Source organism: Methylobacterium sp. 391_Methyba4, assembly GCF_029691625.1.
Classification (GTDB): Bacteria; Pseudomonadota; Alphaproteobacteria; order Rhizobiales; family Beijerinckiaceae; genus Methylobacterium; species Methylobacterium fujisawaense.
In genome coordinates, this window is the sequence record NZ_CP121475.1 from 5,391,357 (window position 1) to 5,413,131 (window position 21,775).

Annotated in this window: 20 protein-coding genes; 12 read left to right on the plus strand and 8 right to left on the minus strand. The window is 72.8% G+C overall.

Annotated elements, in window-relative coordinates:
- Positions 1–11: 11 nt before the first annotated feature.
- Positions 12–779: a CDP-diacylglycerol diphosphatase gene (locus P9K36_RS25390; protein ID WP_111473547.1), complete on the minus strand. Its 768-nt coding sequence runs from the start codon at positions 777–779 to the stop codon at positions 12–14.
- A 166-nt stretch (positions 780–945) separates the two neighbouring features.
- On the opposite strand from P9K36_RS25390, the gene P9K36_RS25395 reads away from it, so the two are divergent.
- Complete coding sequence (locus P9K36_RS25395; RefSeq protein WP_111474327.1) at positions 946–2,001, plus strand: DUF2891 domain-containing protein; 1,056 nt, start codon at positions 946–948, stop codon at positions 1,999–2,001.
- A gap of 141 nt (positions 2,002–2,142) precedes the next feature.
- Here P9K36_RS25395 and P9K36_RS25400 read toward each other — a convergent pair whose 3' ends face one another.
- Together P9K36_RS25400 and P9K36_RS25405 are read right to left on the minus strand one after the other, a co-directional pair.
- Complete coding sequence (locus P9K36_RS25400; protein ID WP_043351637.1) at positions 2,143–2,448, minus strand: hypothetical protein; 306 nt, start codon at positions 2,446–2,448, stop codon at positions 2,143–2,145.
- A gap of 101 nt (positions 2,449–2,549) precedes the next feature.
- Positions 2,550–5,402: a PAS domain-containing protein gene (locus P9K36_RS25405; protein WP_111473546.1), complete on the minus strand. Its 2,853-nt coding sequence runs from the start codon at positions 5,400–5,402 to the stop codon at positions 2,550–2,552.
- Positions 5,403–5,732: 330 nt separating this feature from the next.
- Here P9K36_RS25405 and P9K36_RS25410 point away from each other — a divergent pair, with 330 nt between their 5' ends.
- Together P9K36_RS25410 and P9K36_RS25415 are read left to right on the plus strand one after the other, a co-directional pair.
- A complete protein-coding gene (locus P9K36_RS25410) occupies positions 5,733–9,026 on the plus strand; it encodes a DEAD/DEAH box helicase (RefSeq protein WP_170867494.1) in 3,294 nt (1,097 codons plus the stop codon).
- A gap of 87 nt (positions 9,027–9,113) precedes the next feature.
- Positions 9,114–9,548 (plus strand): heme-binding protein, encoded by a 435-nt coding sequence (locus tag P9K36_RS25415; RefSeq protein ID WP_043355601.1) that lies wholly within the window; start codon positions 9,114–9,116, stop codon positions 9,546–9,548.
- Positions 9,549–9,561: 13 nt separating this feature from the next.
- Here P9K36_RS25415 and P9K36_RS25420 read toward each other — a convergent pair whose 3' ends face one another.
- Positions 9,562–10,116: a PAS domain-containing protein gene (locus P9K36_RS25420; RefSeq protein WP_043387077.1), complete on the minus strand. Its 555-nt coding sequence runs from the start codon at positions 10,114–10,116 to the stop codon at positions 9,562–9,564.
- A gap of 433 nt (positions 10,117–10,549) precedes the next feature.
- Here P9K36_RS25420 and P9K36_RS25425 point away from each other — a divergent pair, with 433 nt between their 5' ends.
- From P9K36_RS25425 to P9K36_RS25435, 3 genes are all read left to right on the plus strand, one after another.
- The gene (locus P9K36_RS25425) at positions 10,550–11,836 is read left to right on the plus strand and encodes a Zn-dependent hydrolase (RefSeq protein ID WP_043387079.1); all 1,287 of its coding nucleotides are present in this window, start codon (positions 10,550–10,552) and stop codon (positions 11,834–11,836) included.
- Positions 11,837–11,883: 47 nt separating this feature from the next.
- Positions 11,884–12,183, plus strand: a complete 300-nt coding sequence (locus P9K36_RS25430; protein ID WP_043348759.1) for a hypothetical protein — start codon at positions 11,884–11,886, stop codon at positions 12,181–12,183.
- Between the two features lie 97 nt (positions 12,184–12,280).
- A complete protein-coding gene (locus P9K36_RS25435) occupies positions 12,281–12,736 on the plus strand; it encodes an SRPBCC domain-containing protein (RefSeq protein ID WP_043348757.1) in 456 nt (151 codons plus the stop codon).
- Between the two features lie 9 nt (positions 12,737–12,745).
- Here P9K36_RS25435 and P9K36_RS25440 read toward each other — a convergent pair whose 3' ends face one another.
- Positions 12,746–12,997, minus strand: coding sequence for a hypothetical protein (locus tag P9K36_RS25440; protein WP_043348754.1), 252 nt, complete (start codon positions 12,995–12,997; stop codon positions 12,746–12,748).
- 156 nt (positions 12,998–13,153) lie between these two features.
- On the opposite strand from P9K36_RS25440, the gene P9K36_RS25445 reads away from it, so the two are divergent.
- The 3 genes from P9K36_RS25445 (at position 13,154) to P9K36_RS25455 (ending at position 15,306) form a co-directional block, all read left to right on the plus strand.
- Positions 13,154–13,966 (plus strand): hypothetical protein, encoded by an 813-nt coding sequence (locus P9K36_RS25445; protein WP_278306202.1) that lies wholly within the window; start codon positions 13,154–13,156, stop codon positions 13,964–13,966.
- A 271-nt stretch (positions 13,967–14,237) separates the two neighbouring features.
- Positions 14,238–14,444, plus strand: a complete 207-nt coding sequence (locus P9K36_RS25450; protein ID WP_043348747.1) for a hypothetical protein — start codon at positions 14,238–14,240, stop codon at positions 14,442–14,444.
- 322 nt (positions 14,445–14,766) lie between these two features.
- Positions 14,767–15,306 (plus strand): hypothetical protein, encoded by a 540-nt coding sequence (locus P9K36_RS25455; RefSeq protein WP_244447695.1) that lies wholly within the window; start codon positions 14,767–14,769, stop codon positions 15,304–15,306.
- 268 nt (positions 15,307–15,574) lie between these two features.
- Here P9K36_RS25455 and P9K36_RS25460 read toward each other — a convergent pair whose 3' ends face one another.
- A complete protein-coding gene (locus tag P9K36_RS25460; RefSeq protein WP_043348741.1) occupies positions 15,575–16,531 on the minus strand; it encodes a LysR family transcriptional regulator in 957 nt (318 codons plus the stop codon).
- 101 nt (positions 16,532–16,632) lie between these two features.
- On the opposite strand from P9K36_RS25460, the gene P9K36_RS25465 reads away from it, so the two are divergent.
- The 3 genes from P9K36_RS25465 to P9K36_RS25475 are packed head-to-tail and all read left to right on the plus strand — an operon-like array spanning position 16,633 to position 18,468.
- Entirely contained in the window at positions 16,633–17,253 is a 621-nt protein-coding gene (locus tag P9K36_RS25465) for a YceI family protein (protein WP_043759663.1), read from the plus strand.
- A gap of 16 nt (positions 17,254–17,269) precedes the next feature.
- Positions 17,270–17,875, plus strand: coding sequence for a cytochrome b (locus P9K36_RS25470; protein ID WP_043387087.1), 606 nt, complete (start codon positions 17,270–17,272; stop codon positions 17,873–17,875).
- Positions 17,872–18,468, plus strand: a complete 597-nt coding sequence (locus P9K36_RS25475) for a YceI family protein (RefSeq protein ID WP_052083698.1) — start codon at positions 17,872–17,874, stop codon at positions 18,466–18,468. The genes P9K36_RS25470 and P9K36_RS25475 overlap by 4 nt, the downstream gene beginning before the upstream one ends.
- Before the next feature lie 167 nt (positions 18,469–18,635).
- Here P9K36_RS25475 and P9K36_RS25480 read toward each other — a convergent pair whose 3' ends face one another.
- Positions 18,636–19,214 (minus strand): GNAT family N-acetyltransferase, encoded by a 579-nt coding sequence (locus P9K36_RS25480; protein ID WP_043348725.1) that lies wholly within the window; start codon positions 19,212–19,214, stop codon positions 18,636–18,638.
- Positions 19,214–21,559, minus strand: a complete 2,346-nt coding sequence (locus tag P9K36_RS25485) for an Orn/Lys/Arg decarboxylase N-terminal domain-containing protein (protein WP_043348722.1) — start codon at positions 21,557–21,559, stop codon at positions 19,214–19,216. Before P9K36_RS25485 ends, P9K36_RS25480 begins: the two co-directional genes overlap by 1 nt.
- Between the last annotated feature and the right edge of the window lie 216 nt (positions 21,560–21,775).

Genomic DNA, 21,775 nt, shown 5'->3' on the forward strand with positions numbered 1-21,775 from the left:
CCCGCGACCGCTCAGGCGCCGCTCCGGTCAGCCGCGAGCCGACAGCTGTGGTCCATGACGTCCTCGGCGCTGGCACTCGGCGCCCGGTAGGCCAGCAGGATGTAGCCCGACTCGGGATCGCCCGGGGGCGTGGCGAGCGCCGCGAAGCTCGTCCGGTGCAGGTCCGGCCGGGCGCCCGGCAGGGTGTGCAGGGCCGCGAACGGGTTGAACTGCGCGGCCTCCGCCTCCAGCACGCGCAGGGCGTAGTAGCGGTCGCCGGCCAGTGGCACCGGGAAGCGGCTCCAGGTGTGGCGCACCTGCCGGCCGTGCGCCCGGACCGCCTTGAGCACGCTCGGCTTCAGGCAGTCGAGATGGATGTGCAGCTGGTCCTGGCTGCGGCCCCGGGCCGAGTTGACCGCCAGCCCGACCTCCGCGGGGGACAGCTTCCCTTTCAGCACGTCCGACACGAGCGGCCGCGCCGCCAGGGCCGCCCGCCAGTAGGCGGCGCCCCGCGGCCCGCGCAGGACCGGTGCCTCCAGGCCCGCCACGGTGTCGGTGGGCATGACGACGCTGTGGGTCGGCTCGCCGGGGGCGCGCAGCACCGCCGAGCCCGGACGATCCGCGTCGCCCAGGTCGACCGAGAGGCACGGGAAGGTCCGGTTGGCGAGCCGCTTGGCGAGCACGCAGGTCTTCAGCGCCGCCCACAGGACGTCGCGGCTCGGATCGGGGGCGGCCGCGGCCGGGACCGCGGCCATCGCGGAGAGCGCCACGAGGAGGGCGGCGAACGGCGCGCGGCGCATGAGGGCTCCCCGATCGAGCCGACGCGGCGCGTCGGCTTGGCCGTCCCGGAATAGCCGATCCGGGGGCCTGCCGGCAAAGGATCCGGAGACGCTGACGCCGCACCGGAAAACCCGCTATGCCGGCCGCTCCGCCGCCCCGGAGGCCCGCGATGACGCCATGCCCGCGATGACGACCGCGCTCACCCCCGACATCGCCGCGCGCTTCGCCGCGGTCGCCCTGGGCCACGTCGCCCGCGAATATCCGAACAAGCCCGGGCACGTCCTGGCCGGTCCAGCGGATGCCCGCACCCCCGCGGCCCTGCACCCGGCCTTCCACGGCAGCTACGACTGGCATTCCTGCGTCCACGGCACCTGGCTGCTGGCGCGCGTGCTGCGCCTGTACCCGGACGGCCCCCAGGCCCCGGCGATCCGCGCCCGGCTCGACGCGCAGCTGACCCCCGAGACGGTGGCGGGGGAATGCGCCTACTTCGCCGCCCCGACCGCCCGGGGCTTCGAGCGGCCCTACGGCTGGGGCTGGCTCCTGAAGCTCGCCGACGAACTCTCCGCGCTCCCCGAGCGCCGCTGGTCCGAGGCCCTGGCGCCGCTGGCCGGGATGATCGCGCAGCGGTTCCGGGACTTCCTGCCGGTCGCCGTCTATCCGGTACGGGTCGGGACCCATTTCAACACCGCCTTCGCGCTGCGCCTGGCGGCCGATTACGCGGAGGGCGCGGGGGATGCCGGGCTGACCGCCCTGCTGCGCGACACCGCCGAGCGCTGGTACGGGGCGGACACGGACTGCCCGGCCTGGGGCGAGCCCGGCGGCGACGACTTCCTGTCCTCCGCGCTGATCGAGGCCGAATGCATGCGCCGGCTGCTGCCCCCCACGCGTTTCGCGCCCTGGTTCGACCGGTTCCTGCCCGATCTCCCGGCGTCCCGGCCCGCGACCCTGTTCCGCCCGGCCCGCGTGACCGACCGCTCGGACGGCAAGATCGCCCATCTCGACGGGCTGAACCTCAGCCGCGCATGGTGCTTCCGCGCGCTGGCCGCGGCCCTCGGTGCGGACGATCCCCGCCGGCCGCTCCTGGGCGCGGCCGCGGAGGATCACCTCGCGGCGGGGCTCCCGCACGTCACCGGCGACTACATGGGCGAGCACTGGCTCGCGACCTTCGCGGTTCTGGCCTTGGAGGCGGGGCCGGACGGCGACCCGGGCGGCGGTCCGGATGATCTTCTAAGAGAAACTTGAGAACTCTTCGCCCCGGGCCGGGCTGGGGAAGGGGACCGACAATAAAAAAAGACCGCCCTCAAGAGAACGGTCCGAAAGTCTAGGGAGGAAACGCCCGAGCGGGGCGGCCGGACAATGCGGTCGGCACCGTCTGGCCCGGCATCAACTCGACACAGGTGGTCTTGTTCCTGGATCCGAAACGCCGCGTCGCAACGGCAATGCGCCCGTCACCGGAGCGATTCCGACCGGCCGGCGCAGGTCTCCGGGTCCAAACTCGGCGCGGTAGGTCCGCTCCAGCGTCATCAGGTTCCGCAGGGGCGCTTCGGCGAGGTCGAGGAGCCGCGCATCGCGCCAGCGCAGCTTGCGGCCGAGGTGGCGACGGAACCAGCGCCCGCGCTCCTCCTCGACGAGCAGGATCAGCTTGCCGGTCCAGGTCCGGCGGAACCAGAAGCGTCCGGTCAGCGGCATGGCGGTCTCGCGCCCCGATTGTCGAGGCGAATACAATACATCCAGTCCGGTGTGGCCCAAAATGCTTAGGTTAGAACGCGGACGAATTCGGGCGAAGGCGGTTAAGGATCGCGCGCCCCGTCAGCGCCGCCCGGCTGCGGCGCCGGGGCGGCCGGCTGCCCGCCGCGCTTCGCCGTCTCGTAGAGGACCTGGGCGAGCTGCTCGGCGGAGTAGGGCTTGCGCACGAGGGTGAAGCCGTGGGCGTCGTCCGTGGCCAGGATGTGGCTGTAGCCCGAGGTCAGCACCACCGGCAGGTCGGGACGGTCGGCCTGGAGCTGCCGGGCGAGGGCGAAGCCGCCCATCCCCGGCATAACCACGTCGGAGAAGACCACGTCGAAGCGGTCGGGCGTCCGCCCGAGTTCGCCCAGCGCCTCCTCGGCGGATTTCGCCCAGACCGGGGCATGGCCCAGATCCTCCAGGATCTGGGTGCAGAACCGGCCGACCCCGAGATTGTCCTCCACGACGAGGATGCACAGGCCCCGCCGCGGTTCCGCCGCCCGGCGGCGGTCGCGGTCGGCCTCGGCGACCTCTGCGGGCGCCTCGACCTGGGGCAGGTAGAGCGAGAAGGTCGTGCCGCGCCCGAGCGTGCTCGCCACGTCGATGTCGCCGCCCGACTGCTTGGCGAAGCCGATGACCTGGCTGAGGCCGAGGCCGGTGCCCTTGCCGATCTCCTTGGTGGTGAAGAACGGCTCGAAGATCCGCCCCAGATCGGCGTCCGGGATACCGCCGCCGGTATCGGAAACCCGCACGGCCACGAAAGGCCCCGGCGCGCCGGCATGCCCGCGGATCGGCGGCATCGGGCACTCGCCCTCCAGGCGCAGGGTCAGGCTGCCTTCCCCACGCATGGCGTCGCGGGCGTTGACCGCCATGTTGATCAGCGCGGTCTCGAACTGGCTCTCGTCGGCGCGCACGAAGCGGGGCGTCTCCGGCAGCTCGATGATGACGCGGATGCGCGCGCCGGTAACCGAGTCGAGCATGTCGGCGATGCTGCGCAGGCGCGCGCCGATGTCGAAGACCTGGGGCTTCAGCGCTTGGCGCCGGGCGAAGGCGAGGAGCTGGCCGGTGAGCTTGGCCGCGCGGTCCACGGTGTCGGAGACCGCGTCGACGTAGCGGCGGCGGCGCTCCTCGGCGAGGTCGGGCCGGCGCAGGAATTCCATGGAGGACCGGATGATGGTCAGGAGGTTGTTGAAGTCGTGGGCCACCCCGCCGGTGAGCTGGCCGATGGCCTCCAGCTTCTGCGATTGCCGCAGGGCCTCCTCGGCCTGCCGCTGCTCGGTGATGTCGCGCCCGAAGCCGTAGAACAGCCCGTCCTCCGGCACGACGGTCCAGAGCACCCGGCGCCGGTCGCCGGCGCGGGTCAGACAGGAAAGTTCGACATCCTCGACCCGGCTCTCGTCGCAGAGGGGCCGCAGCGCCGCCTGCGCGGCCGCCCGCTCCGGGGCGGCCACGAAGTCGAGGGCGGCCCGGCCCAGGGTCTCGGCCTCCGACCAGCCGAGCGCCCGGCTCCAGGACGGGTTCGCCGACTGGACCCGCCCGTCCCGGTCCGCGACGAGCTTCAGCACCGGCGACAGCGTCCAGACCCGGTCGCGGTCGCGGGTCTGGGCGGCGACCTGCGCTTCGAGGCGCTCCGCCCGGGACTGGAGCAGCGCCTCGATCCGCTTCCGCTCCGAGACGTCGTGGGCGAAGACGTAGAATCCGTCGACCCCTCCGTCCGCTCCCCGGCGCGGCAGGTAGCGGGTGTCGGCGACGCGGGTCTCGCCGTTCGGGAGCGTCCAGGTCCATTCCCGGCGGATCTCCTGCCCGGCCAGCACCCGCTCGAAGGCGGCCTGCCGCATCGCGAAGGCCTCGGGACCGATGAGCATCCGCACGGTCTGCCCGACGACCTCGGAGGGCCTGCAGCCGGTCCAGGACTCGTAGGCGGCGTTGGCGAACCGATAGGTGAGGGTGCGGTCGATGAAGGCGATCAGGACCGGCATCGCGTCCGCGACCAGCCGGAGTTCCGCCTCCCGGGCGCGGAGTGCGATCTCGCTCCGGCGGCGCTCGGTGATGTCGTTGAACAGGATCGCGACGCGGTTCCGGCCCGGCCCGTCGACCCGGTAGGCGTGCACGTCGTACCAGCGGCCGAGGGCCTTGGCGGCCTGCTCGACGCGGACCGGCTCGCCGGTCAGGGCGACGCGGCCGTAGAGGTCGAACCAGCATTGCTCGTGATCGGGGGCGATGTCCCGCATCCACCGCCCCACCACGTCCGTCAGGCCGGTCTGCCGCTCGAAGGCGGGATTGGCCTCCAGGAAGCGGTAATCGACCGCCCGGCCGTCTTCGAACGTCAGCTCGACCAGGCAGAAGCCGGCATCGATGAAGGTGAACAGCGAGCGGTAGCGCTCCTCGTTCCGGCGCAGGGCGGCCTCGGCATTCCGGGTATCCAGCTGCGTCATCACCGTCCGGGCGAGCGCCTTGAGGATGAAGATCTGCTGGTCGGTCAGGGTGCGCGGGACGCGGTCGAGGACGCAGAGCGTCCCGATGGCCCAGCCGTCCGGCGTCACCAGGGGCACGCCGGCGTAGAAGCGCAGGTGCGGCTCGCCGGCCACGAGCGGATTGGCGGCGCGGTCCGGCAGCGCGGCCAGATCGGGCAGCACGAGGACGCCGTCCTCGCGCATGGCCTCGGTGCAGAAGCCGAAATCGAGCGGCATCGCCCGCGCGGGGTGGCCGAACGCGGCCTTGATCCACTGCCGGTCGGCATCGACGAAATTGATGTGGGCCATCGGCGTGCCGCAGGCCTGGGCGGCCATCTCGGCGATCTCGTCGAACGCGCGCTCCGGCGGCGTGTCGAGGATGGCGTAGGCGCGCAAGGCGGCGAGCCGCTGGGGATGCTCGGGCTCGAAACCCGACGGGCGGGATATTGTCTCGGTCTGCGACACGGGACCGTCATAGCGTAAGCGCCCGCGCCTCCCTAATGAAACTCTGCCTCACGGGCCCGGCGGCGCGACCAGCCCAAGCATTCCGCGACAGTCCATTAGTCGACATTCGCATCGGATCGTCGGCGACAACATGGTTTCACAGGCGCCGGCCAAGTCTTGTCCGGGCCGACGATCCCGTCCGGGCGCCCGCTGCGGTGTCTTCGTGATCTGTGCCGGCGCGGACCGCACCGGAGGCCGCGCGGTCACGGCTGTGGATCGGATCGCCGCGGCCGGGAGCCCGCGGGGGCGGTGCGGCGTTGCCGGCTCAAGAGGGACGGGTTCGGATCAGGCATGGCCAAGCGCAGGACGAAGGCGGGCGCCCATCAGGGCTTGGAGGACGCGCCGCTGATGCCCACCGGCGCCCTGGCGGTGGCGCTCCTGGCCTATGCCGAGGGCCCGGGTCCGGTGGTGCATGTCGCCCGGGATGCCCGCCGCCTCGAGGACCTCGCCGCGACCCTCCGGGCGCTGGATCCCGACGCGCAGGTCGCGATCTATCCCGAATGGGACTGCCTGCCCTTCGACCACGCCTCGCCGTCGCGGGCCATGATGGGCGCCCGGGCCGCGGTGCTGCGCTGGCTGACCGACCGGGAGGCGCTGCCGGATTTCGTGCTGACGACCGCCCCCGCCCTCGTGCAGCGCGTGCCGCCGCCGGAGACCTGGGCCTCGGCCCGCGTGACCCTGCGGGTCGGCGACCCCCTCGACGTCGCCGCCGCGACCGCCGACCTGAAGCGCCTCGGCTACATCCTCGACGAACGGGTCGACGAGCCCGGCGAGATCGCCGTCCGCGGCCGCACCGTCGAGGTGTTCCCCGCCGCCGCGCCGCGGCCCTGCCGGATCGAGCACGCGGAGGGGCGCGTCACGGCGATCCGCTCCTACGACCCGATCTCGCAGCGCTCGGTGGCCGAGGCGGACGAACTCGTCATCGATCCCGCCACCGAGATCATCCTGGAGCCCGGATCCGGCCAGAGCTTCGAGCCCTTCACCGGCCAGGAGCATCGCCTGGACCGCTATTACCCCCGCCTCGTCACCCTCTTGGACTACGTGCCCGGCGCGCGCCTCGCGGTCGAGGACGGCACGCAGGCCCGGGTCGACGCCTTCTTCGAGCAGATGGACGAGGCGCGGGGCCGGCTGACCGCCCGCGACGCGCAGGGGCAGCCCGGCGCCGCCCTCTATCTGACGCCGGAGGCGTGGCGCGCCATCGTGGCGGCGCACGGCCGGCTTGCCGTCACCGAGGCGGCCGGGGAGCCCCGGGCCATGCCGACCTTCGCCGGCGAGCGCCGGCCGGGAACGGCCTTCGCCAAGGTCCTGCGCGAGCGGCTGAAGGCCGGCGACGTCGTCGTGCTCGCCGGTTCGGTCCGGCCGCTCCGGCGCCTCGTGCGCCAGGCGGGCAAGATCGCCGAGCGCCCGATCCGGCTGATCGACGCCTGGGCCGACGTCGCCGAGGCGGCACCCGGCGACGTCCTCGCCCTGGAGGCGCCGCTGGCGGCCGGCTTCCGGGTGCCCGAGCAGGGCGCGACCGTGATCGCCGCCGCCGACCTGTTCGGCCCGGAGGCCGCCGTCACGGGGGGCGCCCGGGCGATCCTGCCCATGGGCGAGGTCGACCTGCGCCCCGGCGACGTGGCCGTCGACCGGGATCACGGCCTGTGCGTGTTCGAGGGGCTGGAGGCGGTGACGACCCGGGGCGAGGAGCCCTCCGAGGCCCTGCGCCTGCGCTTTTCCGGCGACGCGATCCTGATGGTGCCGGTGACCCAGGCCGACCGGATCTGGCGCTACGGTCCGGAGCCCGACGCCGTCACCCTCGACAAGCTCGACGGCGGCACGTGGCCCCGGCGCCGCCTGGAGGCCGAGGCCACCATGGCGCGGACCGCCCGCCTGATGCTGGAGGCCGCCCGCGCCCGCCGGGAGACGGAGGCGCCGGTCCTGTCGCCCCCGGCCCGGGACATGGAGCGGTTCGCCGCGGGCTTCGGCTTCGCGCCGACGCCCGATCAGGCGGCTGCGGTCGATGCGCTGATGGCCGACCTCGCCTCCGGCCGGCCGATGGACCGGCTGGTCTGCGGCGATGTCGGCTTCGGCAAGACCGAGGTGGCGCTCCGGGCGCTCGCGGCCGCGATCTTCTCCGGCCGGCAGGCGGCGCTGATCGCCCCGACCACCGTGCTGGCCCGCCAGCATGCCGAGACCCTGCGCCGCCGCTTCGGGCGGTTCGGCGTGGAGGTGGCGCAGCTCTCGCGCCTCGTGGCGCCGGCCGAGGCCAAGCGCGTCAAGGCGGGGCTCGCCGACGGCACGATCCGGCTCGTGGTCGGCACCCACGCGCTCGCCGGCAGCGGGGTGTCCTTCGCGGATCTCGGCCTGACCGTGATCGACGAGGAGCAGCGCTTCGGCGCGAAGATGAAGGCCGACCTGCGCCGCCTCGCGGATGGCGGCCACGTCCTGACGCTCACCGCGACCCCGATCCCGCGCACGCTCCAGGCGGCGCTCGTCGGCCTCCAGAGCCTCAGCGTGCTGGCCACGCCGCCGGCGTTGCGCCAGCCGGTCCGGACCGTGGTGGCGCCCTTCGACGCCGAGGCGGTCCGCGAGGCGCTCATCCGCGAGCACCGCCGGGGCGGCCAGAGCTTCGTGGTCTGCCCGCGGATCGAGGATATCGGCCCCATGGCCGAGCGGCTGCGCGCCCTCGTGCCGGGCCTCGACATCCTGGTGGCGCACGGGGATCTCAAGCCCTCCGCCATGGACGAGGTCATGGTCCGCTTCGCGGATGGCGACGGCGACGTCCTGCTCGCCACCGCCATCGTGGAGAGCGGTCTCGACGTGCCCCGGGCCAACACCATGCTGGTCTGGGAGGCCGCCCGGTTCGGGCTGGCGCAGCTCCACCAGCTCCGGGGCCGCGTCGGCCGCGGCCAGCGGCGCGGCACCGTCCATCTGCTGAGCGACCCGGCAGCGCCGCCCCCGGCGGCGGCGCTCCAGCGCCTGCGGGCCCTGGAGGCCCTGGACCGCCTCGGCGCCGGCTTCGCGGTCAGCGCCCGGGACCTCGATCTGCGCGGCGCCGGCGACCTCGTCGGCGAGGATCAGGCGGGTCACGCCAAGCTCGTCGGGCTCGGCCTCTACCAGCACCTGCTGCAGCTGGCGCTCACCGCCGCCAAGGGCGAGCGCGCCGAGGATTGGAGCCCCGAGATCGAACTCGGTCTGCCGAGCCGCATTCCCGAGGATTACGTCCCCGAGCCCGAGATCCGCCTCAGCCTCTACACGCGCCTCCTGCGCTTGCAGGATCCCGAGGCGATCGAAGCGTTGGCCGGCGAGGTCGAGGACCGGTTCGGCGCGGCCCCCGCGCCGGTGCTCGCCCTGTTCGACCTCGCGCGGCTGCGCGCATCCTGCTGCGCGCTGGGCGTCGCCCGGCTCCGGGGCGGCCCGCAGGGCGTCGCGGCCGATCTGCGGCCGGACCGGCCGCTACCCGCGATGGCCGCCGAGGCGGACGTCATCCTGCGCGAGGGACGGGTGGTGTGGAAGCGGCCCTGCCCGGATTCCGCCGGGTGCGCGGCGTTGGCGGCCGACCTCCTGGAGCGCATCCGCGCCGCCCGGGAGCGCGCCGGCTGAGCGCGCCGCCGATCTGCGGTCGATCTTGCGCCGGGCGCTTCAAACCGTCACAGCCTGTCGCGCAGACAACGCGAACGGGAGTGTCCCATGCACGTGACGATCGAGCAGGCCGAGACGGCGATCGCGGCCGCGCGGGCGAAGGCCGTCGAGCTCGGCACCCAGATGTGCATCGCCGTGGTGGATTCCGGCGGCAACCTCAAGGCGTTCCACCGCATGGACGATGCCTGGGTCGGGTCCATCGACATCGCCCAGAAGAAGGCCAAGACGTCGGTGTTCTTCGGCATGATGACCGGCCAGATCGGCCAGCTGTCCCAGCCGGGTGGTCCGCTTTACGGGATCGAGCACTCCAACGACGGGCTGATCACCTTCCCGGGCGGGATCCCGATCGTCGACGCCGACGGCGTGATGTCGGGCGCCATCGGGGTCAGCGGCTCGACGGTGGAGAACGACCACACCGTCGCGGAAGCCGGCGCCAAGGCCATCGGCCAGACCGAACTGCCGGCCCATCCCTGGCGCACCTGAGCCTGCGGATTCCTCAGGGCTCGCGCCGCGCCAGCGCACGGCCGATCCCGAGGAGCAGCATCTCCGAGACCGTCTTCAGATAAGGGTCCCCGTGGCGCTCCAGCGCCGCGTGGACCGCGATGCCGTGGTCGGCCGCGACGTTCAGGTCGGCCCCCTGCGCGGCGCCGCTGCCCTCCGCGTCCCGCACCGACGGCGGATGGAGATCCGTCACGTCGATATAGGCGCCGCGCCCCCGCAGCGCGCCGTCCGCGTCGGGCGTCAGGCAGCCGCGGTTGAGGATCCAGCGGGTCTCGCCCGCCCCGGTCAGGATGCGGAACTCCAGCGAAACCGGGCCCCCGGTCCGACGGACATGGTGGATCCGGCCGAACACCCAGTCCCGGTCCGCCGGGTGGATGCGGCCGAGGGCGGCGTCCAGCGGCAGCGGCGTCCCGGCGAGCCGCGGGTCCCCCGCCAGAAGAGACGCCGCGCCCGTGTCGAGCACCGACCGGCCGGCCCGGACGTCCGTATCCCAGAGTCCGATCAGTCCGGCGGCCTGCAGGGCAGAGGCTGCCGTAGAAGCCAGCATCATGGAATCCTCTCCGAACTGGCTAGTATCGATGATTGTACGATGATGGACAGATTGATCCGCGCCACATGCGCGCGGCAAGCCGGATGTCCAGTATCGTCCCGGTCGAAAGCTTCATACGCGGCGTCGCGGCCGCCGAGTTTCGGGTCGCATTGCGGCCGAGGAAGACATCGATGCGGCGCAGGGCGAATCTCGGCGTTCCTCGACAGGTCTCGGTCGTCCCATCACGGCACAAAGACCGGATCCACATCGCTGCGGCAGAGAAAGTTCGATCACAAATGATGGGTAGACCGCGCGATCGGAGAGAATTCCGCACTCCGCCCCGGGCTCCGGGACGGCCGCTGCCCGGCCGCCGGAACGCGCGTCGCCCGACCCTGGTGCGGGTTGCCGGTGCGCCGTAACCTGCACCGTCCGGTCGGCATTCGGCAGAGGCACCATGGAGCGCACGGTGGACCGCATCAACCTCCCGCTCTCGCAGGTCCGGCTCTGGGACAGCCTGATGGACCTCGCCCGGATCGGCGCGCTCCCCAACGGCGGCAACGACCGGCAGGCCCTGACTGACCGCGACGCCGAGGGCCGCGCCCTGTTCCAACGCTGGGGCGAGGCGGCGGGGCTGACGCTCACCGTGGACCGGGTCGGCACCATGATCTTCCACCGCCCCGGGCGCGATCCGAGCCGCAAGCCCGTGGCCATCGGCAGCCATCTCGACACCCAGCCCACCGGGGGCAAGTTCGACGGACCCCTCGGCGTGCTGGCCGGGCTCGAGATCATGCGCGCCCTGCACGAGGCCGGGATCGAGACCGAGGCGCCGCTCCTGCTGATCAACTGGTGCAACGAGGAGGGCGCGCGCTTCGCCCCGCCGATGAGCGGCAGCGGCGTCGCCATGGGCATCGTCCCGGAGGCCGACATCCTGGCGACCCGGGACCTCGCGGGCCACGTCTTCGGCGACGCGCTGCGGCGCATCGGCTGGCAGGGCACGGCGGATCCGGCCGCCCTGCGGGAGATCGGCGCCTATTTCGAGCTCCACATCGAGCAGGGCAAGCGCCTGGAGGAGGCCGGCCTCACCATCGGGGTGGTCGACCGGGCGCTCGCCCAGATCTGGTACGAGATCACCGTGCTGGGCGAGGAGGCCCATGCCGGCAGCCCCATGGCGGGCCGGCGGGACGCGATGATGGCCGCGGCGGCGCTGATCGCCTCGCTGGAGGACATCGCCGAGACGGCGGTCGGCGAGGGGGGCGAGCGCGGCCGCGCCACCGTCGGCGTGCTGAAGGCGGAGCCGGCGAGCCGCAACATCACGCCCGGCCGGGTCTGGTTCAGCCTCGACACCCGCCACGGCGACACCGCGCAGCTGGAGGCGATGGGGACGCGGATCCGCGCCCGGGCCGACGCGCTGGCGGCCGGGCGCGGCGTCACGATCCAGGTCTCGGAGTTCTGGCGGGCGCCCCCGACCCCGTTCGATCCGGTTCTGGTGGATCGCGTCCAGGCGGCGGCGGAGGCGCGGGGCCATGCCTGGACGCGGATGCCGACCGCGATCTACCACGACGCCGTCTACTGCGCCCGCGCGGTGCCGGCGGCCCTGGTGTTCTGCCCCTGCCACGGCGGGATCAGCCACAACGAGGCCGAGAGCATCACGCCGGCCTGGGCCGGGGCCGGCCTGGAGGTGCTGGCCGACGCGGTGCTCGCGACGGCGGGTCTCGCCGCCCCCCGGACCGGGCCGGCCTGAGCCCCGCCCGCACCGGCACCCGCGTACGAACGGAGACTGGGTTCCGCATGTCCGACGACAACGTCATCCGCCCCGCCTTCGGCGTCCCCCGCACCCCCGCGCCGGAACCGGAGCCCGATCCCGCCCAGGCGCCCCTGCGCGTCTTCGGCACGGGGGCCGGCCATCGGGTCGGCCTGATCCGGGACCCGTCGGCGGTCGAGGGCGACGTGATCCGGGTCGTGGTCGGTCCGGAGGACGAGCGGGGGGTCGAGACCGTGGCGCTGCTCCCCGCCGACGCGGAGACCGAGGCCGAGCGGATCGGGTTCGCCATCCTGCGGGCGCTGGAAGTGGTCGAGGGCGCGGTCTGAACCGCCGGGTGGGCGGCGCGCGGTCTCGGAGAGCGGGAGCGGCCGGGGCGAACGGGCGCCGGCGGGAGGGCGGCGGGAGGGCGACGGGAGGAAAGGCATGACGGGCGTTCGGATCAGCAGCACGGAGATCGCGATCCCCGCGCGGGCCGGACTCGTCTGGTCCGTGCTGACGGATCTGGATTCCTACCCGGCGTGGAACCCGTATATCCGCAAGGCGGCGGGCCGCCTGCGCGAGGGCGCGCGCTGGCGCCTGGAGCGGACCCTGAACGGCCGCGCCTACCGGACGCGCCAGGTGACGGTGACCGGCTGGGAGCCCGGCCGGCGCCTCGCCTGGCGCGGCGGCCTCACGATGCCGCCCCTGCTCGTCGGCGAGCACGAGGTCCGGATCCTCGAGACCGCCGACGGGGTCCGCCTCGTCCAGGCGGTGGCCGTCGCAGGCCTGCTCGCTCCCGCCCTGGTCCCGTGGCTGCGGACGCGCCTGCAGGCCCGGTTCGCGGCGATGAACGAGGCCCTGCGCGACGAGGTCCTGCGCCGGCTGGCCGAGAGCGCCTGACCGCTCCGGTCAGACGACCGGCTTCGGCTTGACGACGGGCGAGCGCGTCAGGCTCTCGATCGCGCGGCCCGGCCGTCCGGCCTTGCGGGCGATCTCTTCCTCCTGCTCGGCAATGAGCTGCCGGGCCGGCTCGTCGCCGTCCAGGCCGCCGAGGATCTCGGCCGGCACACGCCGGTTCGAGGCCCGTGAACCGTCCGTGAAGACGATATCGAACAGAACGGAGCCCCGCTCCTGGGGTCTCGACTTGATGCGTTTGGCCATAGGTGCTGATACGCCGCCGGAATCGGTCGCGGCAAGGTGCGTCGCCGGGCAGGGGGTTGCGCGACGCGCACTGCCGGGTCCGGGCGCCGCCTTGCTCCTGCCGCGATCCCTCCGCCGCCCGTACGGGACGGGCGCCGGCAAGCCGAGGACGTGTGCGTGATACCCTGGGTTCATCTCGATACCGGATCCGTGCCCGGGGGCGGCACCGACCTGCGCCTGATGCGGCGCGGCGACGAATTCGCCATCATGGCCGACACGATCGAGCTCATGAACAACCGGCGCAGCGGTTCCGAGGTGGCGCTCGCCGCGATGACCTGCGCGCGGCTCCAGGACCGGCCCCGGGCCCGGATCCTGATCGGCGGCCTCGGCATGGGCTTCACCCTGCGGGCGGCGCTCGAAGGCCTCGGGCCGGAGGCGCAGGTGGTGGTGGCCGAACTGGTGCCCGCCGTGGTCGCCTGGGCCCGGGGGCCGCTCGCCCACGTCTTCGCCGGCTGCCTGGACGATCCGCGGGTCGACCTGCAGGAGGCCGACGTCAACCGCCTGATCCAGGCCGGCCCGGCGCGCTACGACGCGATCCTGCTCGACGTCGACAACGGCCCGGAGGGGCTGATGCGCAAGGCGAACGACCGGCTCTACGACAATTGGGGCCTGAAGCGCGCCCGCTGGGCCCTGCGGCCGGGCGGCATCCTGGGCGTCTGGTCGGGCGCGCCGGACCGGAAGTTCAAGAGCCGCCTGCAGCGCTCCGGCTTCGCGGTCGACGAGCAGCGCGTCCACGCGAGCGGCCGGGGCAGCGGCCCGAAGCACGTGGTCTGGCTCGGGACCCGGACCGAGGGGCAGGCCGAGACTCGGGGCGAGACTCGGGGCGAGACTCGGGGCGAGACTCGGGGTGAGGGCCGGAGCGAGGGCCGGCCGGCGGGCGGCGCCGGACCGCGCGGACCGGCCCAGGGCCGGCGGCGGCCGGCGCGCTAGGGCCGTTCCCGCACGGGGTGCAACCGGGTTCTGTGATTCCCCACCGCGGGGTGACGGGACCGACGATGCGGCCTCTGCGGCGTTCCGATCCACCCCTCTCCGCCTGAGGGGCTCGCGCTCCGGCCCCTCAGGAGGACGGGGGCGGGTCGGACGGCCGGCCCTGGTCCGGAGCGCGCCATAGCAACGCGGGGAGAACGGCTCTCGCGACCGGGGCTGACGCCCAGGGTCGCACCCCCTGTCCCGATGCGGGACGCTTCCGCACATTCCCAGCATGGGTGCGACGGGCGGGCATCTCTACACGGTCGAGGTCAGGCCGAGCCGGCATGATCCCGGCCGCTTCACCTGGGCGATCCGCGACCGCGGCAAGCTGGTCCGGGGGTCGTTCCGCCCGTACACCTCCGAGCACGCGGCACGCGCCGTCGCGGAGGCGGAGATCGAGCGGCTCATCGGCCAGGATGGTCGGTCCGGGGGGGCCTAGATCCCGTTCGCGTCCACCCATCACCGCCAGATCCGCGTGCAGGGCGCCCTGCACGTCGCGCGGTCCGTCCGCGATCCCGCGCGGTGACATGCTTCAGGCGCATGGCTGAGCGGCCCGACAGGGGAGCATATGCATATCTCCCCGGCGTCCGATCCGTTGCATGCCGCACTGCGGTATCCTATCTTTGCATTGCGGGATGGCGATGGCGTCGCGATCCCGCTGCCCTTCTTGGGCGTTTCCTCCCTAGACTTCGGGCCGCTCCTTCGGGAGTGGCCTTTTTTGTTTGCGCCGACGCACGGTTCGATGGCGCGGAACCGGGAGCTTGGCGGTACGTTTTTCCGCCATGGAACACTACCGCTCCACCCTCGGTACCACTGCCGTTGCCGTATTCGGGCTGGTGGCGGCCGCGCATATTCTGCATCCGGGCAATTACGAGGTGCAGACACGCCCTGCACGTCCGGTCGTGACGGCTGCGGCACCGGTCGCGCCGGCCGCCTGGGTGAATCCCCCGGCCCGCTCGTCCGCACCGGAAACCACCGGAGCGCTGGCGGCTGTCCCGACGCCGCGGATCGCCGCCGCGGTCCCCTCCACGGCGATGCCGACCGCGCCGCTTCCGGCCGAGATGGCACGTCCGGCCGAACCGCTGCGGAAGGCCGTGGCGACGCATCGGCCGAAGGGGGCGGAGCGTGGGTCGCGCCGGACTGCCCGGCTTCGCCACGCCGCACTCGAGCGCACCGCGCAATCCGATCGGCCGGCCGTCGTCGCGGCGGCCCCCCAGACGGCCCCGGTGGCCGCCCCGTCCCCGAAGATCGATCCGATCGGCGACATCATCCGCGGTCTCGGCCTCGGTCGCGACGGCTGAGCCGCGCCGCGATGCCCCGACTCCGACGCGGCGGAAGGGTGCGTCGCGCACGGGATGGCGAGATCCTTCGGCTGGTCCGGGGGTAGGTGCGCATCGCCGGTGCGCAGAGCGATGCTGTCGCCACGGCGCAGATATAAGTCGGTCGTGATGGACCGGCCCGCCGACGGCAGAACGAACCGGGTGGCGGCGGGTCGCTCGGCTTAGGCGGTCGCCCGGGCGATGCCCATTCCGATCGCAGCCCCTGTCATCTCCGGCGCGAGAGAGGGCGTCATCTGTTTGGGTCGTCGCCGTCCAGGGTGGCGCCGGGGCAGTCGCGCGCCGCCAGGGCGCTGCGGACATGCTCGCGGAAGACCTGGACGCGGGCGGGCAATTCGCGCCCCGCGAGGGTGACGGCGCGCAGATGCGCGCCGCGGGTCGCCCAGGGGCTGAGCACCCGCAGGATCTCCCCCGCCTCCACGGCGCGGGCGGCGACGAGGCTCGGGAGATGGCCGATCCCGGCGCCCGCCAGGGTCAGCCGGTGCGCGGTGGCGAAGTCGCTGACCCGGATGGCCGGGCTCAAGGCCAGCGGCTCGGTACGGCCCTGCCCGTCGGTCAGCACCAGTCCCGCCGTGCCGATCCGCTCCCGGGCGAGGATCAGGTCGTGGTCGCGCAGGCCCGCGAGGTCCGTCGGGGCCGGGCGGCGCAGCAGATAGGCGGGGGCGGCGTAGAGGCCGAGAGCCAGGGTCGCGAGGACCATCGCGCGGTAGCCGGTCTCCTCCGCGCCGCCGAGCCGCAGGGCGAGGTCGATCCGGTTGGCCGCGAGGTCGAGGCGCGCGTCGGTGTTCAGCATCTCCACGGTGATCTGCGGGTAGGCGGTCCGGAAGCTCGCGACGATCTCGGGCATCACCTCGATCCCGAAATCGATCGAGGTCGTGATCCGCAGGTGCCCGGTCGGCACCGTGCGGGCGTCGCGGGCGGTCTCGGCCGCCTCGTCGAGGAGAGTCAGGCTCTCCTGCGCCTTGGCGTAGAAGGCCAGCCCCTCGGCCGTCGGCGAGACCGCCCGTGAGGTGCGCGCCATCAGCCGGGCGCCCAGCGCCTGTTCCAGGCGGGAGATCCGTCGGCTGACGCTGCCCTTGGTCTCCTGCAGGCTCGCGGCCGCGGCCGTCACCGTGCCGAGATCGACGACGGCGCAGAACGCCCGAACATCCTCGAGTCCGCCCCGGAAGGTTTCCGTTCTCGCAACCATGGGGTTCCGGATAGCAGGCTCAACCGGTGCCGTGAACGGGTCTACAGGGCTGCTGCGGCGCAGCGAATCGCGCTCGACCGTCTGCTCTGCAGGAGACACCCTTGAAGTCGATTCTCGCCTCCGGCCTGCTGGCCCTGCTGGTCGCCACCCCGGTCGCCACCTCGGCGCTGGCCCAGACCCCGCCGACCCGCGATCCGGCGCAGATCCAGGCCGGCACCTACGCGGTCGATCCCGGCCACACCCAGGTCGGCTGGCGCGTGTCCCATATGGGCTTCTCGAACTATGCCGGCGGCTTCTCGGACGTGTCCGGCACGCTGGAGCTGCAGCCGAAGAACCCGGCGGCGGCCAAGCTCTCGGTGAAGATCCCGGTCGCCTCGGTGACGACCACCAGCGCCAAGCTCACCGACGAGCTCAAGGGCGACCAGTGGCTCGACGCCGCCAAGTTCCCCGACATGACCTTCGTGTCCACCAAGGTCACGCCGGCCGGCAAGGACCACGCGAAGGTGACGGGCGACCTGACGCTCCACGGCGTGACCAAGCCGGTGACGCTGGACGTCACCCTGGTCGGCGCCGGCGTGAACCCGCTGAGTAAGAAGTATACGGTCGGCTTCGAGGCCACCGGCACGCTCAAGCGCTCGGAGTTCGGGGTGAAGACCTACGTGCCGCTGATCGGCGACGAGCTGCACCTCACCATCGCGGGCGCCTTCGAGAAGCAGGACTGACACCGGGGGATCGGCCATGGCGAACGGGGTTTCCGCGCGGCGGTACTCCGCCGTGGCGATCCTGCTGCACTGGGCGAGCGCGCTCGCCGTGCTCGTCCTGATCGGCCTCGGGCTGACCATGACGCACGCGGCCCTGGCGCCGCTGCGCCAGTTCCAGCTCTACCAGTGGCACAAGTCGGTCGGCGTCACGGTGCTGGCGCTGACGGTCCTGCGCCTCCTCTGGCGCCTGACCCACCGGCCGCCACCGCACCCGGTTGGGATGCCGGCGCGGGAGCGGCGGGCGGCCGCGGCGGCGCATCACCTGCTCTATCTGCTCCTCGTCGGGCTGCCCCTGACCGGCTGGGCCGTGGTCTCGCTGTCGCCGTTCAACATCCCGACGGTGCTCTACGGCCTCGTCCCCTGGCCGCACCTGCCGCTGGCGGCCCACGTCCCCGACCCCGCCGCCGCCGAGGGCCTCCTCAAGCAGGTCCATGCCCTGGGGGCGTGGTTCCTGGCGGCCCTCCTCGCCGTCCACGTGGCGGCCGCCCTGCGCCACCATTTCCTCCTGCGCGACGACGTGCTGCGCCGCATGCTGCCGGGGCGCCGGCCGTCGACCGCCCCGATCGTGGAGCCCACCCGATGAACGCGCGTCACCTCTGCCTGCTCGCGGCGCTGCAGGGCGCGTTCTTGGGCGCGTTCCTGAGCGGGGCCCTGCCGGCCGCCGCCGCCGAGTGGGCGGTGGATCCGGCCCGGAGCGCGATCCGGTTCTCGGGCGTGCAGGTCGGCGTCCCGTTCACCGGGCGGTTCGAGCGGTTCACGGCCAGCGTGGATTTCGACCCCGCCAAGCCCGAGGCGGGGCACGCGCTCGTGCTAGTCGACCTCGCCAGCGCGCGGACCGGGGACGTCCAGCGCGACGAGGCCCTGCCGCAGAAGGACTGGTTCGACGTCAAGGCGGCGAGCCAGGCGCGCTTCGAGGCGACCCGCTTCGTCGACAAGGGGCAGGGCGACTACGCGGCAGTGGGGACGCTGACGATCCGCGGCACGAGCCGGCCGGTGACGCTGCCGTTCCACCTGACCTTCGACGGCGGCGCGGCGCATGCCGTGGGGCGCGTCGGCCTCGTCCGCACCGAGTTCGGCGTCGGCCAGGGGGCCTGGGCCTCGGGCCAATGGGTGGCGCTCGATGTCGGCGTCGAGGTCGACATCGTCGCGACGGCGCAGCCGGCCTCCGGCCACTGATCCCGGCCCCGGTCGACTCCTTCGGCGGGTGTCACGCGCTCCGTCATCGCGAGCGCAGCGAAGCGACCCAGGGTAGCGCGCCCTCCGTAAGTGTGGCGCTCCTGGATCGCTTCGCTGCGCTCGCAATGACGGCGGCCGGGCGTCGGACGCCGCCCCGTCCCGGCCCGCTACCCCGGCCGGTCCTCCGACCCGGTGCCCAGCGCCCGCTGGACCATGACGCTGTCCGACCAGTGGCCGTACTTGAAGCCCACCGCCCGCAGGTAGCCGACCCGCTCGAACCCGCAGGCCTCGTGGAGCCGCAGGGACGCCGCGTTCTCGGCGTCGATGTAGCCGATCATCTGGCGGTAGCCGCCGGCCGCGCAGGCTTCGATCAGGGCCGGCAGCAGCCGGCGGCCGATCCCGGCATGCAGGTGGTCGGGATGCACGTAGATCGAGTGCTTCAGCGTGTAGCGGTAGGCCGGGCGTTTCCGGAACGGCACCGCGTAGGCGTAGCCCGCCACCGCGCCGTCCCGGTCGGCCACGAGGTGGGGCAGGCGCTTCTTGCGCATGGTCTTGCGCCGCCGCTTCAGGTCGTCGGGAAGCAGACGGTCCTCCTCGGCGACGCCGACATCGCTCACGCCCCTGCTGATGTGGTGCTCGTAGATCGCCACCATCGCCTCGACATCCGCATCCGAGGAGGCGCGGATGACGATGTCGGGGCAGGTGCGGGCCGGGACCAGGCCGGGCGTCTCGACCTCGATCTCCATCAGGCCCCCTCGCGTGCCACGTAGGTGTGGAAGCGGATCCGCCCGTCCGGATCGACCTCGCGGTAGACGCCCTGGATCTCGGCCTCGAAGCCCGGGAACAGGTTGGCGGAGGCCTCGAACATCTTGAAATAGTCGAGCATGGGCTTGGCCCGGTCGTCCAGGCGCTCGCCCGGCAGCACCGTGCCGATGCCCGGGGGATAGACCAGCATCAGCGTGGTGGCGATCCGCCCCTCGGCCTCGGCGATCGGCACGTAATCCACCTTGTTGCGGGTCAGCAGCTGGGCGGCCTTCTTGGGCGGCATCACCATCTCGGGCAGGTGCTCCGGGGCGAACTGGCGCCGCTGGAGCGTGGAGGTGCCGGCCTCCCGGTGGAAGGCGTGGAATTCGGCGCAGAGGTCGCGCAGGCGCACGCCGCGGTAGCGGTTCGGCCGGCGGTTGACGAATTCCGGCATGGCCTCCTCCAGCGGGACGTTGTCGTCGTGGAGCCGCTTGAAGGCGACGAGGCCCGAGATCAGCGTGCCGGCCTTGGAGGATTCGACCCCCGGGGTCAGCAGGAAGAGCAGCGAGTTCAGGTCGTTCTTCTCGGCGACGATCCGGTTCTCACGCAGGTACTGGGCCACGATCGGCGCCGGCACGCCGTGCTGGGCGTAGGCCCCCGTGTGCCGGTCGAAGCCGGGGGTGAGCACGGTGAGCTTGTTCGGGTCGGTGATCGCGTAGCCCGGCGCCACGTGGGTGAAGCCGTGCCAGCGGGCGCCCGGCTTCAGCTCCCAGTGGCGCGGCGTGGCGGCGAGTTCGTCGGTCGGCACGCTCTCCCACGGCACCTCGGCCCCGTCGGCATTCACCGTCACGTCCGGCACGAAGGGGTCGAAGAACCAGCGCCTTGCGGGATCGCGTTCGTTCTCCTCGAATTCCCGCCGGATCGCCCGGACCTTCTTGCGCCACTCGATCCCGAGCCGGATCGTGTCGTCCCACAGGATCATGCCGGAGCGGCCCTTCATCATCTGGGCGCCGACGTCGAGGGAGGCGAAGAGCGGGTAGAAGGGCGACGTGGAGGCGTGGACGAGGAAGCTCTCGTTGAGCCGCTTGTGCTCGACCCGCCGGGTCTGGCCGCGGATATGCCCGTCGCGGGTGTGGATCTGCGAGGCCTGGGAGAAGCTCGCGAGCTGCTTGTGGGTCGATTGCGTGGCGACGATGCCGGGCGAGGTCTCGTCGAGGCCGGTCAGCCCCATGGCGAAGCGGCGGGCGTAGAGCGGGTGGAACTTCATGAAGCCCGCCCAGGCCTCGTCGAACAGGATGTAGTCGCAGAGGTGGCCGATCTTCTCCAGGATCTCCTGGGCGTCGTAGATCGTGCCGTCGTAGGTGCACTGCTCGATCACCGCAACGCGGAACGGCCGCTCCCGGCGCCACGCCTCGGGATCGGTCACCAGCGGGTTCCGGCGGATCTTCTCCCGGATCCGGGTCTCGTCGAGGGCCTCATGATACATGGGGCCGATCAGGCCGTAGGCGTTCCGGTCCGTTTCCAGAAAGATCGGGATGCCGCCGCCCAGGAACAGGGCGCCGTGATGCGCCGCCTTGTGGTTGTTGCGGTCGAACAGGACGAGGTCGTCCTCCGCGATCAGCGAGGACAGGACGATCTTGTTGGAGGCCGAGGTGCCGTTGAGGACGAAGTAGGTCTTCTCGGCCCCGAAGATCTTCGCGGCCTCCTTCTGGGCCTTCAGCGCCGGGCCCTCGTGGGTCAGCAGGTCGCCGAGGTCGAGGACCGAGTTGTCGAGGTCGTCGCGGAAGATCGCTTCCCCCAGGTGCTCCACGAAGATCCGGCCGATCGGCGACCGGTTGTAGAAGATGCCGCCGTTGTGGCCCGGGCAGGTCCAGAGCTGGTTGCCCTTCTCGGCGTAGTCGACGAGCGCGCCGAAGAACGGCGTCTTGAGGGTCTGGGCGTATTGCGTGACCCGGCTGACGAGGCCGCGGGCGATGAATTCCGGCGTCTCCTCCGCCAGGAAGATGTAGCCGTCGATGAAATCGAGCAGTTCGACCGGGATGTCCTCCAGCCGCTTGCGGCGGACCATGATGACGATCGGCATCTCCAGGCCGCGCTTGCGCATCATGTCGATGAGGGCGGCGGCCTTGCCGTCGAGGCCGCGCTTGCCCCAATCGACCACGAGGCAGCCCACCGCGGCGTCGGTCTGCACCGCGATGGCCGCGTCCTCGACCCGCCGGGCGCGCACCACCTCGAAGCCGCGCTGCTCCACGGCTGCCACGATCTGATTGACGCGCGCGCCTTCGAGATCGTCCGGATCGAAGGCGGGGGCGCACATCAGGACCGTGAAGCGACGGTGGAAGTCCATGGAGCCCTCTCTGGCCTCGGATGCAGCGCGTGGCTTTCCGGCCCGTCTGCGACGATTGCATGACAACGTGCGCGGCGGGCGGTCGTGGTGCGGACGAAAGGGCGTGATCCGGGCGCGGTCGGAGCCGTTGGACCGCGGCCTTCCCATCCGCGCCCTCGTCCTGAGGTGCCGGTCGGAGATCGGTCGCGCGGCCCGCGGCAGCAACCCGTCTCAGGG

Bases quoted from the DNA above. Each gene is read 5' to 3' on its own strand.
- P9K36_RS25415 (WP_043355601.1), top strand. From the start codon at position 9,114: ATGCACGTGACGATCGAGCAGGCCGAGACGGCGATCGCGGCCGCGCGG.
- P9K36_RS25410 (WP_170867494.1), top strand. From the start codon at position 5,733: ATGGCCAAGCGCAGGACGAAGGCGGGCGCCCATCAGGGCTTGGAGGAC.
- P9K36_RS25485 (WP_043348722.1), bottom strand. From the start codon at position 21,559: ATGGACTTCCACCGTCGCTTCACGGTCCTGATGTGCGCCCCCGCCTTC.
- P9K36_RS25435 (WP_043348757.1), top strand. From the start codon at position 12,281: ATGACGGGCGTTCGGATCAGCAGCACGGAGATCGCGATCCCCGCGCGG.
- P9K36_RS25440 (WP_043348754.1), bottom strand. From the start codon at position 12,997: ATGGCCAAACGCATCAAGTCGAGACCCCAGGAGCGGGGCTCCGTTCTG.
- P9K36_RS25430 (WP_043348759.1), top strand. From the start codon at position 11,884: ATGTCCGACGACAACGTCATCCGCCCCGCCTTCGGCGTCCCCCGCACC.
- P9K36_RS25470 (WP_043387087.1), top strand. From the start codon at position 17,270: ATGGCGAACGGGGTTTCCGCGCGGCGGTACTCCGCCGTGGCGATCCTG.
- P9K36_RS25420 (WP_043387077.1), bottom strand. From the start codon at position 10,116: ATGATGCTGGCTTCTACGGCAGCCTCTGCCCTGCAGGCCGCCGGACTG.
- P9K36_RS25480 (WP_043348725.1), bottom strand. From the start codon at position 19,214: ATGGAGATCGAGGTCGAGACGCCCGGCCTGGTCCCGGCCCGCACCTGC.
- P9K36_RS25475 (WP_052083698.1), top strand. From the start codon at position 17,872: ATGAACGCGCGTCACCTCTGCCTGCTCGCGGCGCTGCAGGGCGCGTTC.
- P9K36_RS25400 (WP_043351637.1), bottom strand. From the start codon at position 2,448: ATGCCGCTGACCGGACGCTTCTGGTTCCGCCGGACCTGGACCGGCAAG.
- P9K36_RS25460 (WP_043348741.1), bottom strand. From the start codon at position 16,531: ATGGTTGCGAGAACGGAAACCTTCCGGGGCGGACTCGAGGATGTTCGG.
- P9K36_RS25425 (WP_043387079.1), top strand. From the start codon at position 10,550: ATGGAGCGCACGGTGGACCGCATCAACCTCCCGCTCTCGCAGGTCCGG.
- P9K36_RS25450 (WP_043348747.1), top strand. From the start codon at position 14,238: ATGGGTGCGACGGGCGGGCATCTCTACACGGTCGAGGTCAGGCCGAGC.
- P9K36_RS25390 (WP_111473547.1), bottom strand. From the start codon at position 779: ATGCGCCGCGCGCCGTTCGCCGCCCTCCTCGTGGCGCTCTCCGCGATG.
- P9K36_RS25395 (WP_111474327.1), top strand. From the start codon at position 946: ATGACGACCGCGCTCACCCCCGACATCGCCGCGCGCTTCGCCGCGGTC.